Source organism: Rhodohalobacter barkolensis, assembly GCF_002834295.1.
GTDB classification, from domain to species: domain Bacteria; phylum Bacteroidota; class Rhodothermia; order Balneolales; family Balneolaceae; genus Rhodohalobacter; species Rhodohalobacter barkolensis.
Map to the genome: position 1 here is coordinate 659,664 of NZ_PISP01000001.1, position 16,130 is coordinate 675,793.

Annotated in this window: 15 protein-coding genes and 1 riboswitch; of the genes, 10 read left to right on the forward strand and 5 right to left on the reverse strand. The window is 40.5% G+C overall.

From position 1 onward, the window contains the following. The first annotated feature begins 52 nt into the window (after positions 1-52). The 3 genes from CWD77_RS02625 to CWD77_RS15520 all read left to right on the forward strand — a co-directional run bounded on the left by CWD77_RS02625 (position 53) and on the right by CWD77_RS15520 (position 1,274). Complete coding sequence (locus CWD77_RS02625; protein WP_101071674.1) at positions 53-874, forward strand: aldo/keto reductase; 822 nt, start codon at positions 53-55, stop codon at positions 872-874. A gap of 68 nt (positions 875-942) precedes the next feature. Beyond that, a complete protein-coding gene (locus CWD77_RS15515) occupies positions 943-1,119 on the forward strand; it encodes a hypothetical protein (protein ID WP_165779061.1) in 177 nt (58 codons plus the stop codon). Continuing rightward, positions 1,116-1,274: a hypothetical protein gene (locus tag CWD77_RS15520; RefSeq protein WP_165779062.1), complete on the forward strand. Its 159-nt coding sequence runs from the start codon at positions 1,116-1,118 to the stop codon at positions 1,272-1,274. The genes CWD77_RS15515 and CWD77_RS15520 overlap by 4 nt, the downstream gene beginning before the upstream one ends. Before the next feature lie 4 nt (positions 1,275-1,278). On the opposite strand, the gene CWD77_RS02630 is transcribed toward CWD77_RS15520, so the two are convergent. Continuing rightward, complete coding sequence (locus CWD77_RS02630) at positions 1,279-2,010, reverse strand: acyl-[acyl-carrier-protein] thioesterase (RefSeq protein ID WP_165779063.1); 732 nt, start codon at positions 2,008-2,010, stop codon at positions 1,279-1,281. A 100-nt stretch (positions 2,011-2,110) separates the two neighbouring features. Between CWD77_RS02630 and CWD77_RS15695 the strand changes: the two genes are divergently transcribed. Both CWD77_RS15695 and CWD77_RS02635 read left to right on the forward strand, forming a co-directional pair. Next, positions 2,111-2,239 carry a hypothetical protein gene (locus tag CWD77_RS15695; RefSeq protein ID WP_276307509.1) on the forward strand — a complete coding sequence of 43 codons (129 nt, stop codon included), beginning with the start codon at positions 2,111-2,113 and terminating at the stop codon, positions 2,237-2,239. Between the two features lie 4 nt (positions 2,240-2,243). Continuing rightward, positions 2,244-2,472: riboswitch (cobalamin riboswitch) on the forward strand. A gap of 67 nt (positions 2,473-2,539) precedes the next feature. After that, positions 2,540-4,450, forward strand: a complete 1,911-nt coding sequence (locus CWD77_RS02635; RefSeq protein WP_101071676.1) for a TonB-dependent receptor — start codon at positions 2,540-2,542, stop codon at positions 4,448-4,450. A gap of 109 nt (positions 4,451-4,559) precedes the next feature. Here the strand turns inward: CWD77_RS02635 and ftsE are convergent, their stop codons facing one another. Genes ftsE through CWD77_RS02655 form a run of 4 tightly spaced genes read right to left on the reverse strand, consistent with a single transcriptional unit; the run spans position 4,560 to position 8,468 of the window. Further along, positions 4,560-5,237, reverse strand: coding sequence for a cell division ATP-binding protein FtsE (gene ftsE, locus CWD77_RS02640; protein ID WP_101071677.1), 678 nt, complete (start codon positions 5,235-5,237; stop codon positions 4,560-4,562). Beyond that, a complete protein-coding gene (locus CWD77_RS02645) occupies positions 5,234-6,010 on the reverse strand; it encodes a class I SAM-dependent DNA methyltransferase (protein WP_101071678.1) in 777 nt (258 codons plus the stop codon). Before CWD77_RS02645 ends, ftsE begins: the two co-directional genes overlap by 4 nt. Next, entirely contained in the window at positions 6,003-7,010 is a 1,008-nt protein-coding gene (gene pdxA / locus CWD77_RS02650) for a 4-hydroxythreonine-4-phosphate dehydrogenase PdxA (protein WP_101071679.1), read from the reverse strand. Before pdxA ends, CWD77_RS02645 begins: the two co-directional genes overlap by 8 nt. A gap of 60 nt (positions 7,011-7,070) precedes the next feature. Further along, complete coding sequence (locus tag CWD77_RS02655; RefSeq protein WP_101071680.1) at positions 7,071-8,468, reverse strand: GWxTD domain-containing protein; 1,398 nt, start codon at positions 8,466-8,468, stop codon at positions 7,071-7,073. A gap of 119 nt (positions 8,469-8,587) precedes the next feature. On the opposite strand from CWD77_RS02655, the gene CWD77_RS02660 reads away from it, so the two are divergent. The 5 genes from CWD77_RS02660 to rnz all read left to right on the forward strand — a co-directional run bounded on the left by CWD77_RS02660 (position 8,588) and on the right by rnz (position 16,124). Beyond that, positions 8,588-10,198, forward strand: coding sequence for an acyl-CoA carboxylase subunit beta (locus tag CWD77_RS02660; RefSeq protein ID WP_101071681.1), 1,611 nt, complete (start codon positions 8,588-8,590; stop codon positions 10,196-10,198). Between the two features lie 196 nt (positions 10,199-10,394). Continuing rightward, a complete protein-coding gene (locus tag CWD77_RS02665; protein ID WP_101071682.1) occupies positions 10,395-11,762 on the forward strand; it encodes an acyclic terpene utilization AtuA family protein in 1,368 nt (455 codons plus the stop codon). 114 nt (positions 11,763-11,876) lie between these two features. Then, positions 11,877-12,920, forward strand: a complete 1,044-nt coding sequence (locus tag CWD77_RS02670) for an NAD(P)/FAD-dependent oxidoreductase (protein ID WP_101071683.1) — start codon at positions 11,877-11,879, stop codon at positions 12,918-12,920. 58 nt (positions 12,921-12,978) lie between these two features. Then, the gene (locus CWD77_RS02675; protein WP_240596613.1) at positions 12,979-14,775 is read left to right on the forward strand and encodes an ABC transporter ATP-binding protein; all 1,797 of its coding nucleotides are present in this window, start codon (positions 12,979-12,981) and stop codon (positions 14,773-14,775) included. Between the two features lie 77 nt (positions 14,776-14,852). Further along, positions 14,853-16,124 (forward strand): ribonuclease Z, encoded by a 1,272-nt coding sequence (rnz, locus tag CWD77_RS02680; protein ID WP_101072916.1) that lies wholly within the window; start codon positions 14,853-14,855, stop codon positions 16,122-16,124. The last annotated feature ends 6 nt before the right edge of the window (positions 16,125-16,130 follow it).

Below are 16,130 nucleotides of genomic sequence, written 5' to 3' on the forward strand. Positions count from 1 at the left end.
TCTTACAAAAGATAAATCATTTAATAGAAAAGATAGGATAACGAAACTATTCATGCAGTTTAAAACAGCTCAGGGCGTAGACGTGCCCGAAATTGGTTTGGGTACTTATAAATTGTACGGCAAAGAGTGTAAAAAAGTAGTAGCAGAAGCATTAGATATTGGATATCGCCATATCGATACTGCTCAAATGTACAAAAACGAAAAAGAGATTGGCGATGCCATTCAATACTCAAATGTTGAGAGAGAAGATATCTTCCTGGCTACGAAGATATGGCACACTAACCTCGCTCATGATGATGTTCTGCAAACGGTTGAAGAGAGTCTGAGTGATCTGCAAACTCCGTATGTGGATTTATTGATGATCCACTGGCCAAATAAACAATACTCTTTGGAGAAGACACTTGAAGCGATGCTCGTTCTCAGAGACCAGGGAAAAGCAATGAATATTGGTGTGAGCAATTTCCCCCTCAGTTTGACTAAAACCGTTCTTGAGGAGCTTCGGATACCTATTTTTGCGAATCAAGTAGAATTCCATCCCTTTTTAGAACAATTTGACCTGCTTGATTACTCTTACGACAACGATTTTCTAATTACTGCATATAGCCCGCTGGCACAGGGAAAAGTGATGGAAAATGAGACGCTGCAGGAAATTGGAGATGCTTATGGAAAGTCACCCGCACAGGTTGCCTTAAGATGGTTGATTGAGCAGGAAAATGTCATAGCTATTCCAAAAGCCACATCTCGAGAGCACCTGGAAAGCAATATTGATATTTTCGATTTTGAACTTGATGACGATCATTTTGAAGCTATCGACTCACTTGAAAAAAATCATCGTCTAGTAAATCCAACGTTTGCTCCCGATTGGAATAGCTGATTCTGATGTAGGAACGATTTAGACTGTAATTTTTTTAAATAATTAAATTCGAATTCAAAGAAGTTTACATGCTAAAACGTTCAGACTATTTCATATTGGCTGCCGCACTCATTTCGATGATTTTATCCATCTTTTTATGGTTCAGCGGAAATCAAGACGCCGGTTTATTTGTAGGAATTTGGGTGCCATCCATTCTCGGTTTTGGTGCCTATTTTAAAATTCTAAAATACAGGGGGCGATCATGAATATCCCATTTCTCATTTCCTCCGGCATTATTGTAGTAATTCTATTCCTTATAGGTTTAATCTATACTTTTAAGGAATTTAAAGAGATGGAAGATCATCCCGAAAATTACAGACGTAAGCGTTCAAAAGAACCTAAAATTGTCGATAAGGATTAATTGGTTACTGCCATTTAGATAGTGATGTTGCAATGGCTTTTCGATCACTATTCTTAAATAGCGTTTGTTGAATAGTATCAGCTTTTTGCTCGTACGAAAGATAAATCTCATCACCTTTTACACTTTCTGATAAGTATTGGATTTCCATCTCTTGACACTGTTTTCCATCAACTAAGCTATTGGGAAGATACCCGGTCATCCAATCGATATAACGAACATTGTTGACATGATTATTCATGTCCAGGTCATTATCGTTTACTTTGGTAATCAAAACAGACTTGTTTTCAGTAACAGTTTCTAATTGTTTTTTATTTGGCTCTACCGCATGAGATCTATTCGTTAAACCCATCTTTGATATTTCAGCCGGAGTGCGAACAGGACGCTTGGTTTTTAAATCTAATACCATCCACTGACTCACAGCACGTGCCAATATCTCTCCATTTTTACTTTTCATTTCATAATCCCTGAACGCTCTTAGTCCGTCACCGGCTGTAGGCCAGGTTGTGATATCAATATCTTCCCATCTTTTCGGGCGTTGATCTACAATAACATGCATTTTATAGAGTACCCAGGTTAAACCTTTCGCATGCAGTTGGGAAATATCAAAGTTCAGATGGTGAGCATGTATGCCCGCTGCTTCCTGAAAATAGTTGCAAATGGAGGAGAGCGTAGATCTTTCATTATGATCCACTTCATAGGACCGAATTTTAAATGGAACAGTGTATAATTTATCCATGATGAATAGAGTAAAACAGGATTTGTTCTTTTCAGAGGTACTTAACTTAAGAATTTTAATCATTGGAATTTGACTTGTTCCGGATGTTAAATCAATCATCATGAGATCAGTAGAACGAATCAATTATTATCGGGATGATGAAAAATTTGAATTTAAAAAATGGAAGTTATTAACAGGTTGTGGAAAAGAAATTTTTGATAGTTTATCCGATGCCCGTAGCTTAGCGTAGTTCTTTGGAATAGTTAAAACGTGGTGTTCTGATATCTGAAAATATGATATCCGGATGAAAAGGGAATTCCGTTAAACTCGGAAGCTGTACCCGCAACTGTACATTCAGTGCTGAACTCATATCGAGTATTCAGTAAATGTTGATCCATATCTTGCCACTGTCCCCAGATAGGACGGGAAGGGTGAACCAACATTTGAATAAGCCAGGAGACCTGCCACATATTCTATTTCCCAGAAAACTTTCGGGAGTTAAAGTTTTCGGAACGATTCATTACAATCGAAAGAATAATCCTATTTACTTATGAAATCTTTATCTGTGCAAACACTGTTTGTATCTCTATTCCTATATCTATGTTTACCATCAACTCTGCTTTCTCAAGCTGTATCGGATACATTGGCGCTGGATGAAATTACTGTTCAATCCACAAGATTTGATACAGAGAAGAAGCATCAACCCATTTCCGTAACGAGATTTTCCGCCAACCAGCTTGATGTTTACGGATCGGGTGATATTTCTGCAATAATTGAAAGAAGAAGCTCTGCCATGATCCGTAATTATGGCCCCGGAGGACTATCGAACTTATCTATGAGAGGATATAGCCCCGGCCGGACGCAGGTAGTCTGGAATAATTTTAATCTTAATGATCCTGTAAATGGTGTTTTTGATCTGTCTCTAATGCCTGCCAGCTTCATACAGTCGATGGAGCTTAGTGCAGGGAATAGCAGTACAGCGTATGGAAGTTCTGCAGCAGGGGGAACTCTCTATTTAGATTCTGGGGCCGGAAGGAGCCAATATTCGGGCTGGCAAACTTTTGGTTCGTACGGGCAAAATATTCAGGGTATAAAAGCTTCTCAGCGGTTCGGTAATTGGCAGGCAGGGCTGGCTTTACAACGAGAAGCCTCTAATAATGATTATGATTATCAGTTTGAAGGGGAAACGCAATCCAGGGTACATAACAGAGTTGAAGGGCTCCATGGAATGCTAAATGCCGGGTATCAAACAGAAGACATAAATATTCAAACTACACTATGGCTCTACGGTGTAGAGAATGAATCACCCGGATCTCTCTACTTTCCAAGTGAGACCGCTGTTCAGGACGATAGAGCTTTGCGCTCGGCTACAGGAATAGAGTACAAAACCAATCAGTCTGTAATCTACAGTAACATTATTTACAGTGATGCTGATACTGATTATACCGATCAGGCATTTGGAACTGAAAGCGAAACCAACATAAAATCATTTTCTAATGAGGTTGGATGGAAACAACAATGGCTGCAGCAGCTAAAAACGGATCAATCGGTAACGTTTAGTGTGAATCGTGTGGAAAGTACAAATTTTGAGCAGAATGAATCTCAATTCAACTTTGCATACAGACTGAATGCAGAGTTAAATCCAATCGAATCCCTTCGTCTTTTTGGAGGGTTACGGTACGACTACTACGAAGTTGCCGGGGACGCGATAAGTGGTTCGTTAGGAGCTAACTATCGGCTACTGGAGGATCTTCTTATTGTAAAAGGGCAGTGGAGCCGAAACTTTGTAGCACCAACCTTGAATGATCTCTTTTGGCCAAATGGTGGAAATCCGGATTTAGAACCTGAAACGAATCATAAGTTTGAAGGAGGATTGTTATCCATTTCTGAATATGGTGATGGCTTTGGTCGGTTAGAAACGGAAGTTGTCGGATTTTTCAGTCGCCAGATGGACGGTATTCAGTGGCTTTTTGGGTCTGAAGGGTTATCAGTTCGGAATGTTAATGAAATTGAGACATCCGGTGTAGAATTGTCTGTTCGAAAGGAAATACAATTAAGTTCCAAACTTCGGCTGCATGCAGAGTTGGGGTCAGATTATACAAAAGCGATTGTTTCTGAAGATGAGATGAATCCGGACACAGAAGGTGATCAGTTGGTTTATGTACCTGAATGGTCTCATCGGGCTCATCTGAAAGCAGACTTGGATAAGTTCTCAATGGGAGCTGATTTCAGATATATAGGAGAGAGATATACAACTCAAGATAACAGTCTGTCCGATCCTCTGGATTCCTATCGATACTTGGATCTTTTTGCACAGGTTCGGATTCCTTTTAATTCAGTACAGATGAATCTATCAGGAAGGGTTCAAAACTTAACGGACCAAGAATTTCAATATATTGATGGTTATCCAATGCCCGGCAGAACGTTCTTAATGACTGCGCGATTTAACTTTACACCTTAAATACTTCAAACTTCCCTCTCGTATTCTTGATTGAATTCAATTGTGGGAGGGAAGTATTCATTAATAAATCGTGAACGTATTTTCTGAGATCAATCTAGTTCAATTACAATTATAGGACATGAATCTCATGTAGTCCGCCATCCCTGATTTGTACAGTACGGTGAGGATATTTTCGAACCATGTCATAGTCGTGGGTTACCATTAGAACCGCCATTCCACGATTGTTGATCTGCTGCAATAGCTCCATAATGGAGCTGCTCGCTCCGGGATCGAGATTACCTGTAGGCTCATCGGCAAGAAGCAATCTTGGCTCATTAGCAAGCGCTCTCGCAATAACCACTCTCTGCTGTTCACCACCTGAGAGATCTTTGGGCATGGCTTTTCGTTTATGACTCAAGCCAACTAAACCGAGTACTTCCAGCACTCTGTGTTTGATAAATTTTTGTTTGTGGCCGGTTACCCGAAGAGCAAAAGCAACATTTTCAAATACGTTACGATCGGGTAACAGTTGGAAATCCTGAAATACAATTCCCAATCGTCTGCGAAGATGTGGAATCTCTTTATCCTGTAAACTGCTGACTTTATAGTCGGCAACGCGAATCATGCCGTGATTCGGTTTGATATCACTGTAGAGAAGTTTTAGAAATGAACTTTTACCGGCACCGGTTTTACCAATCACGTAGCAAAATTCACCGACTCCAAGGGAAAAATTCACAGTATCAAGAACGGGTTCACTTTCGTATGCAACGGTAACATCGTGCATTTCTATTACATCACTTTCACTCATTGCAGTACCATCGTTATTCTTAAACTTTTTTCGTGAGCTTGTTTTAGCGCAAATCCATCAAACGCATTTAAAATAGAAAATTCTGTCTTCTTTATGATACTTTCTATTTCCTCGAGAGTATAAATGTGTTGACAGTGCTCTTCCTGGAATCTTTCAATAACCTGACCGCTTTCACTGTTTAACTTCTCAATTTCAAATCGATTGGTATGCTCTCGATTCTTAGCATTATAGGTGCTTTTTCTCCGGTATCTGTAAAGATTATTAATCCGGCGAGACTCGTTGTTCAAATATTTAATAGCAATTCTGGAGTTTCTTGGGGTGGTAAAGTCATAAATAAATAAGCCGCCCGGGTTTAAAACGTTTCGCACTTCACTGTGCAGCTTAAGAATATTTTCTTCGCTATGGAGATAGTTCAGGCTGTCGAAAACCATAAATACAACATCAAAATTTTGGTCCAGTTGCAGGTTTAGAAAGTCGCGAGTAAGGAACTGAACATCCGAATATGAACTTTTGGCTTTTTGTTTGGCAACATCAATCATTTCTGGAGAACCATCTGTGGCCGTAATTTCGTAGGCTGCCAATTCTTCAAGTGATAAAGCCATTGTACCAGTACCGCACGCCAATTCTAACACAGACTGGGCATCCGGATGATATTGATAGATAATCTCATCAATGTAATCGGTCCAGGTTTCGTAATCCACCTCCACCATTACATCATCATATATTTGAGCGAGAGCAGAGTAATTTTTTTGAGTAGAAACTTGATTACTCATCAGCAGAAATGCCCTCCATTTGAAGTTGAGCCATATCAACAGCCAAATTGTATGCGGCTGAAAAAGAATCCGGATTGGCTCTGTTTAATCCGGCAATATCGTATGCTGTACCGTGATCAGGAGAAGTTCGGATAATGGGAAGTCCGGCTGTAAAATTCACTCCTTTGCCAAAACTGAGAGTTTTGAAGGGGATTAATCCCTGGTCGTGATACATCGCTAATATCGCATCAAATTGATTCTGTTTTTGACTGCCAAAAAATCCATCGGCGGGGTAGGGGCCTTCTGCTTCAATACCTTTTTTATTTGCAAGATTTATTGCAGGAATTATCGTCTCTATTTCTTCGGTTCCCAGTACACCTCCATCACCGGCATGGGGGTTTAATCCCAGCACAGCAATCTTCGGATTTTTAATCCCAAAGTTCTCTTTAAGACTAGTATGTAGGCTTTCCAGTTTTTTAATGATGGTATCCTTTTGAACGGATTGTGCAACGTCTTTGATTGGAATGTGACCGGTTAACAATCCTACTCTTAACTGATCCGTGGCTAAAATCATCATGAAGTACTCAGTACCGGTTTTTTCAGCTAAAAATTCCGTGTGACCCGGATAGTGATAACCGGCTTTGTGAATGGCCTCTTTCGAAATAGGGGCTGTGACCAATGCATCCGTTTTATGAGCAAGACAACTGTTAATTCCATATTCAACAGCTCTCATGGCAGCCTTTCCGGCAGCTTCTGTAATTTTTGTCGGCTGAATGTCACTACTGTCCGGTTCGGTTACACTTAAAATATTGACGATATCATCTTTGATTTCTTCAGTTTTTGAAACCTGATTTCTGGATATTTGAATGTTTAGTTTCGACTCATAAAATTGAAAAACCTTTTCAGATCCAATAATTACAGGCGTAGATATTGATAGGTCAACAGATGAGAGATGTTTCAGCACCACTTCCGGTCCGATGCCGTTAAAATCTCCCATGCTGATCGCAATCTTTGGTCTCATACCGAAAAACAGTTAAGGTTATGTGTGGCTCAAAAGCTCACTTAGAAATTGTATGATAAATTAGGATTCAGAAATCAATCTGAAATCTCCCAAACCGGAAACGGCTTCGAAAATTAGCTCTCTATCCGGGTACTCCCAAATTTCTCTTGTGGGCTGATTAGGCAGAAGCTGTCTGTCTATATTTGTTGGAGGACCATACAGGATATACGTTTTTCCACGGTCTGTATCATAACCGGGTGTTTGAAATGACGAAAAGTTCTGATATGCATAGTCAATTCGTTCATAGTACTCCGTCATGAGCTCATTAAATTCTGTATCGGGAGTTGGATCACGCTCTTCCCAGAATTCACGAAACTTGCGTTCCCGTTCAGCTTTTGAACCTGAGTTCAAATTCTTGAGTTCTCTTTCATCTACAATAAATTTCAGCATATCTATTGAGACATCAAGATTGTAAAGCGAAACCGGCATATCTATCCATCTGGACTGAATACTTTTTTCACCAACAACTTCATCTTGTTCAAGATCCTTCAATTCAATTTTATAACTCGCATTTTCAAATTCCACATTCGGAACTAAAACATCTGCGTATAAAACCCCACCTTCACCGGCAAGGAGTTCAACTTCAATATCATCACCGTTTTTTCTAATAGCTGACTCTGAGGCATTAAAATATTTATCAGTGTCTATCACTGTAGTAAAGTGAGGATCTGCTGTAGCTGATTTTTCTCCATTTTGGACTCTGTATATTGAAAGCTCGTAGCGTTCATCATCTGAAACATCTGAATCTGCTTTTGGGAGCCGAATCAAGAGACTGTAATTTTGCCCATAAAGCACATTTGATCCATAATTCAAAAAGGTTGCATTTATTTGATTACTGCTGCGATCTAAATCATTTACAATAAAGAAGTCTGCCTTTTTTAAACTGTCGGGATCATGGACCGCCAAAGGCCGAACTTGAGATGGGCTTTCTCTTTCCGATCCGCCACGTGCCAGCTGAAGCTGATAGTGATACGTACCGTGTTCCAACTGGGTTGATAAAACTCCCTGAACATGATCATAACGGGATTGGGTATCTTCAAATGTTTCAACCCAAACGGTATCACTCCACATCTCACGGAAAATGGGAACGCCGGTAGGTCTTGTTTCTCTTCTCGAACTTCGGTGTTCACCTTCAAATATTTCAAGACCCATGCGAACAGGAGAAAAATAGCTAAACTCTTCTGATGGAGCCGACATGTTTGGCCGAACTCTTAAAAAGGGCAAAAAATCATGCTCCAGGCGAAATAGAACCGCTACTGTGCTATTTGAATTAATCTGTGGTAAAACAACATGATCAGAATATGCTGAAGGTTGATCTGATTGTCTCAATAGAGACTCATATGTTGTTTGTCGTTGTGCATCAGCATCTGTTATTGTAAACAGGAACAGTGCTATGAGAAAAAGTGCTATTCGTTGCATTATTTTATAATCTCGTAATTATTTATGGATTGAACGTACGAAAACATTGACATATTTGGAACGTGAACGATACAATCAGTATTATCAATCCGAAAAATTAACTTAAATCTACCAAAGACATGAAAGAAGACTGGCTTGACGGATTACTTGATTCATTGAGAAAAGAAGAAGCTACAATAAAACAAGGCGGCGGAAAGAAAAGAATAGAAAAAGAGCATAAAAAAGGAAAACTAACGGCCCGGGAAAGGATTGATATGCTTTTAGATGATGGCGAAGAACTTTCTGAGCTTGGGCTTTGGGCGGCCTACGAAATGTATGAAGAAGAAGGAGGATGTCCTTCGGCGGGTGTGGTTGTCGGTACAGGAAAGGTAAGCGGCAAGACATGTATGATTGTTGCCAATGATGCAACCGTAAAGGCAGGTGCTTGGTTTCCAATGACGGCGAAAAAAAACCTTCGTGCTCAGGAGATAGCGATAGAAAATCATTTGCCCATCATTTACCTGGTGGATTCAGCCGGTGTTTATCTGCCCATGCAGGATCAAATTTTTCCGGATAAAGAACATTTTGGCCGAATTTTCAGGAATAATGCAGTGATCAGTGCGAAGGGAATTCCGCAGATAGCAGCCATTATGGGAAGTTGTGTTGCAGGTGGAGCCTATCTGCCCATCATGAGTGATGAAGCTCTGATTGTTGATGGCACAGGAAGTGTATTTCTGGCAGGAAGCTATTTGGTAAAAGCCGCCATTGGTGAAGAAGTGGACAATGAAACCCTTGGGGGAGCTACCACTCATACGGAAATCAGCGGTGTTACCGACTACAAGATGAAAGATGACACCGAGTGTCTGCTAACAATTCGTGACCTGGTTGATAAATTGGGTCCCAAAGAGCGAGCCGGATTCAATCGAAAAGAGGCTGTTAAACCGGAAGTTGCACCTGAGAAAATGCTGGAAGAGTTTCCGGCTGATCGAACCAAACCGTACGATATGCATACGGTCATTAAAAGTATCATAGACGCCGACTCATTCACTGAATATAAAAAAGGGTATGGCAACACGCTCATCACAGGCTATGCTCGCATTGATGGATGGAGTGTAGGAATTGTGGCCAATCAGCGTAAGATTGTCAAGAATAAACAAGGTGAAATGCAAATTGGCGGTGTGATCTACTCAGATAGTGCCGACAAAGCCGCTCGATTTATCATGAACTGCAATCAAAAGAATGTTCCAATTATTTTTCTACAGGATGTAACCGGCTTTATGATTGGAAAGCGAAGTGAGCATGGCGGAATCATCAAAGATGGAGCAAAAATGGTGAATGCAGTAGCAAATTCAACCGTACCCAAAATTACAGTTATTGTAGGTAACAGCTACGGTGCCGGGAACTATGCAATGTGTGGTAAAGCGTATGATCCCCGCTTCATTTATGCTTGGCCTACTGCTCAAATAGCGGTGATGGGCGGAACACAAGCAGCAAAGGTATTGACACAAATTCAGGTCTCTTCACTGGAGAAAAGGGGTGAGGAGTTATCGGATGAAGACAAAGCTGAAATTTTACAGCGTATTAAAAGCCGCTACGATAAGCAAACGGATGTACGTTATGCTGCGGCCAGATTGTGGGTAGATGAGATTATCCATCCTGCATCAACAAGATCTCGTATATCGGAAGCCATTGAGTGTGCGGACCATAATCCTGATATTCCTGAATTTAAAACCGGAGTTTTGCAGGTATAGCTTAAACGATTAGCCTGGGTTGTGAAGTGATTACTATTCAAGTCCGTATGCAGAACCATGCGGACTTTTTTACTTTCAGGCAAAAATCTTTTATACCAGAAAATTGGGATACATATTTTGGCGGAATCAGGTTTCAGAACTTCGATTAAAATCACGATATTTGAGTCTCGATGTTTAATCAAAAAAGGAGCTATTTGTGAAAGAGTATATCAAAATTGCATCAGGTCAAGGGTTTTGGGGCGACCTGCCCGATGCACCATTGGAACAGGTGAAAAGAGGTAAGATTGACTATTTGGTGATGGATTATCTTGCAGAGGTTACCATGTCTATCATGCAGAAGCAGCGTATGCGAAATGAGAATTACGGATATGCCCGCGATTTTGTCAATGTAATAGAGAACACATTGGATGAAATCAAAAATGATGGAGTGAAAGTGATCTCTAATGCAGGTGGTGTAAATCCGGTGGCATGTAAAGACGCTATTCTTAAAATTGCCAAGGAAAAGGGGTACTCCGGAATTAAGGTTGCGGTAGTTGATGGTGATGATATCTTGCCAAATTTGGATGAAATTATTGCAGATGGTCATCAGTTGAAAAACATGGAAACCGGTGCCCCTATTACGGAAGTAAAAGATGAGCTGTTAAGTGCAAATGTATATTTTGGTTGCCAGCCTATTGTAAAAGCACTTGAAATGGGTGCTGATATTGTAATTACCGGCAGAGTTACAGATACGGGTTTAACACTGGCTCCTATGGTGTACGAATTTGGATGGGATTTTGAGAATTACGATTTAATGTCAACAGGAACCATTGCCGGTCACATTATTGAATGCGGTGGTCAGGTTTCAGGCGGTAATTTTACAGATTGGGAAAAAGTAGATGATTTTGTCGATATCGGTTTTCCAATTATTGAAGCACATCCCGACGGAACATTTTATGTAACCAAACATGAAAATACAGGTGGATTGGTTTCAGAAATGACGGTAAAAGAGCAGCTGCTTTACGAAATCGGTGATCCATCCAGCTATATCACACCGGATTGTATTGCTGATTTTTCATCCATTCAGCTTGAACAGGATGGAGAAAACCGGGTTAAAATATGGGGAATTAAAGGAAGACCGGCTACACCGACATATAAAATATCTGCAAGTTACATTGATGGGTATAAGCTGTCATCAACACTTGTGTACAGCTGGCCCGATGCTGTAAAGAAAGCAAAGGCAGCAGGCAATATTCTGTTGAAAAGAGCAGAGAAGCTAGGTATAAAGTTCAGGGACACCAATATTGAATTGGTGGGTTTAAATGCCTGCAATGAAGATATGGACGCTTTGAAACAGGATCTGAGCGATATGAATGAAGTACAGCTTCGTGTGTCTGTTCACGGTGAATCCCGTGAAGACCTGAACAGATTCGGAATGGAAATTGCGCCTTTAATTTTGACAGGTCCCAGTGGAGTTACCGGATTTGCCGGAGGTCGCCCCAAAGCCAGTGATGTTGTTGCCTACTGGCCAGCATTACTTGATAAAAAAGCAGCAACACCCAGGGTAACAGTTTTTGATATTTAAAACATATCCGCTAAAAAAGAATGAGAAGTAGACCGTTTAGTTCTTTAACTTATCTACTTCAAATTTTTTTAAGACGACAACTTAATAAATACTAACTGGCACTAAGGATTTGATATGGTAATTGGGATTATCGGAGCAGGAATTGCAGGATTAACAGCCGGACGCCTTCTGGCTCAGGCTGGCCACGAAGTCACAATATTGGAAAAGAGCAGAGGGTTTGGAGGTCGTATGGCTACCCGATACACCGGAAAAGATCTGCAACTTAAACTGGATCACGGAGTCTCATACTTTACTGCAGATTCTCCTGAATTTCAGCAGTTTACTGCGGAATTGCTCGATAAAAAGATCATTCAGCTATGGGGTGAGGATTTTCTTTTCTACGATGGTGAGAAAATTGTAGAGAGAAATCCAAATAAAAGGGATTCTGCTATTTTTACTGCTGTTGATGGTATGAACTCAATTGGTAAATATCTAAGCCGATGGGTGGATGTTAAGTCTGATACCAAAGTTGGTGGATTAACTCATATCGGGGAAAATCGGCGTAAGAAACGATCCTGGATGATAAACCTTCTTTCCAGGGAAACATTTGAAGCTGACGCTGTAATTATTGCTACTCCGGCTCCACAAGCCTATGGGATACTGAATACCACTACAGATGAAGTGTCTACACTTAAAATGATCCGTGAAATTGATGAAGTTTCTTACGATCCGTCTTACTCTTTAATGTTGGGTTATGGTGATACTGTTCATCCTAAGTGGCAGGCCATTCAATGTAAAAACAGTTCCATACGTTTTATTTCTAATGAGGGCTCTAAACGTGATGTTGGCGAAAACTGTACTTTAATTGTACAATCATCTCCGGCGTTTGCAAGAAATCACAGACACTCTGATGAGGAACAAGTGAAAAAAGCATTGCTTTCTGAGTTAGCAGAAATTGTGGGCGGCTGGACGACAACTCCGGAATGGAGTCAGCTTCATTTCTGGAAATTCAGTCAGCCTATGAAGTCCTTGAAACGACCTTATTTTGAAATGGAAATAGAAGAAACTCCATTGGCTTTAGTTGGAGACTACTTTGAGGGAAATGATGTCGACGCCGCTTATCGATCCGGTTACAAACTTGCCAAGCACTGGATTGAAAAGTATAAAGGCTTGGAATGAATCAATATTGCGTCAGGTTCTTATAAAGTATCAGCATTAAAAATTTAAAAACCTGAGAGTGGATTCTCTAAAAAAACTGAATCAGTATTTAAGGGATTATAAAGGCACAATACTGCTTGGGGGGCTGTTTCTTACGGCGTCCAATTTCTTTCTTATCTGGATTCCTGTATTTATCAGACGAACAATGGATGAGGTGGAGCTCGTGGTAGATGACTACTCCGGAGATTACACATCCGTTTTTGAGGTCCTGTTTAGCAGTGAGGCGGGTGTAGTTCTGGCTTACAACTCGTTGTTGCTCATCGGTACAGTTTTAATGTACGGTATACTACTTTTTGCTACCCGCCAAACGCTCATCGTCAGCTCTAGAAAGATCGAATTTGATATTCGAAATCGGATCATAGCAAAGCTTTTCAAACTTCCCCAGCGTTATTTTGCCGCAAATAAATCGGGAGATGTTTATGTAAGAGCTACGGAAGATGTAGCCAGGGTTCGGGAGTATTTCGGTCCGGTGTTAATGTACACCATAAATACATTTACAAGGGCAGGGTTTATCATCACTATGATGATTATTGTAAATCCTGAGCTGACATTCTGGGCTCTTGTTCCGCTGCCATTTCTCTCTGCATTTGCCTATTGGGTAAGTGGATTTATTAACAAATATCAACTGATCATACAGGAACAGTACTCACGGGTTGCTGGCAGAGCTCAGGAAACCTTTAGCAGCATACGCCTGATAAAGGCATTTAATCGGGAGAATTATGAACAGGATCGTTTTGAAAAGATCAGCGACTCGTACCGTAAAAAGAAATTAAAGCTGGATTTGGTTGAGTCACTATTTCACCCAACCCTGAATTTACTGATTGGAACCTCAGTTGTTATTGTTGTATGGCAAGGTGGACTGATGGTGATTGATGACGTCATTACAGTTGGCAACATCGCTGAATTTGTAATTTATGTGGCTTATCTGACCTGGCCGGTTGCCTCTTTGGGATATACGGTAAACACCCTGCAAAAATCCTTGGCCTCATGGGAGAGAATTGACAAACTATTGACAGAGCCCATTGAGATAAAAGACGATAAGAATAGACTAAAGGATCAGAGTATAAGAGGAAAGATTCAGTTCAAAAATGTTAGCTTTAAATACCCCGGTGCAGACGAATTTGCTCTAAAAAATATTAATCTGACCATTAATTCCGGAGATAAAGTTGCTATTGTAGGTCGAACCGGGTCTGGAAAAACAACACTTGTAAACTTGATTCCCCGCCTGTTTGATCCCAGTGAAGGTGAAATTTTTATCGATGGGATAAATCTAAGAGACTGGAATTTATCTCAACTCAGAGAGATTATTGGATATGTACCTCAGGAAACTTTTCTTTTCTCTACAACCATTAAAGAGAATATTGCATTTGGCGTAGAGAATGCTTCCATGAAGATGGTTGAAGACGCTGCTGACAGTGCTCAGGTTTTGGAGAATATTTTGGAATTTGAGAAAAAATTTGAGACAATGGTAGGTGAACGGGGTATAACTCTTTCGGGTGGACAAAAACAGAGAACAGCGATTGCAAGAGCACTCATCAAAGATCCCAGAATAATTGTACTGGACGATTCTTTAAGCGCTGTAGATACAAATACGGAAGAAGCCATTTTAAAACATTTGAATGAAAAGCTTACCGGTAGAACTACAATCATGATTTCGCATCGAATATCTACAGTTAAAAACGCCGATATAATTTTTTATATTCAAGACGGTTCTATAATAGAACAAGGTTCTCATGATAAATTACTTGCAGAAAATGGGCACTATGCAAGAATGTATCAAAAACAACTACTCGAACAAGAATTAGCTCAGATTTAAAAATAATATAGAATGCTTAACAGGGTTCCTTTTGTTTGAATGGCAAAAGCCCTAAAAAACACACAGCGGGAGATACTATGATCATTGTACCATTAGGTGTTGCATCTGCAACTCCAACAGCAACAAGACACCTATCATCAGTGGCACTATGGCGCGAAGGGGATATTCACCTTTTCGATTGCGGTGAAAATGCACAGATGAGAATGCTTCAGGCAGGATTAAAAAGATCCAAAATTGAAAATATTTTTATATCTCATTTTGACGTAGACCATTATTCCGGTTTAATCGGATTGATTTCTACACTTCAGCTTCAGCGAAGAGACCGGGATTTAACAGTTATTGGTCCAAAAGGCATAAAAGAGTTTTTAGAATTTAATTTTAAATTTGCAAACCTTGAGCTCAGTTTTGGAATCAATTATGTGGAGGTTGAAGAGGATATTGAATCCGAACGCGTTGTCGATACAGAAGAATACTATGTTGAAGCCCGTCCGTTAAATCATACAAAGTTTTGTCTAGGATACCGTTTTCAGGAAAAAGATAAACCCGGAAAGGTAGATGCTGAGAAGGCAGAAAAACTGGGTATAACCGAGGACGAACAGTATAAAGCACTAAAGGCCGGTGAAGATGTAGAGCTGGAAGATGGTACGGTTATCAAATCTTATGAGATTGTTGGTCATCCCAGACCCGGTGACAGTTTTGCTTACATCACAGATACGAAATACTGTCCGAACTCTGTGAAGCTCGCGATGAACACGAATATACTTTATCACGAAGCAACCTTTAGCGAGAGTCTGGCTGATAAAGCTGCTGAAACAGGGCATTCAACTTCAAATGATGCTGCCCGTGTTGCAAATGAAGCTCAAACCAAGCTTTTGGTTATCAGTCATTTTTCAGCACGCTATACCAACCCATTTATTTTGTTACGTGAAGCGCGCGAGAAGTTTTTCCCGGCTTGGCTTGCTACTGAACTGCGTCCAATCTTCACAAACCCAGCTCAGGAGAAAGGGATTGTTCAGCAAAAAGTCTATATCAAAGAAATTGACGACAGTAAGAGCAGCAGCTCCAAGGGAAGCAGCAGCGGCAGAAGTAGCCGTGGCAGTAGCGACCGGGGTAAGAAAAACTTCAGGAAACGGAAATCATCATCCGGTCGAGGAAGAAGTTCTGATCGCAGTAGCAGCAGCAATCGCAGAAGCAGAAGTGATCAGGGAAGAAAACGAAAGGATCGTTCAAGCAGGGATTATAGCGACAAACGTGACAGACGTGACCAAAATGACCAGAATGAGGGAACGTCAAGACCGCCAAAACACATTACTCCAAGAACACCTTTCGACGATTTCGACAGATTTTAAAATCGA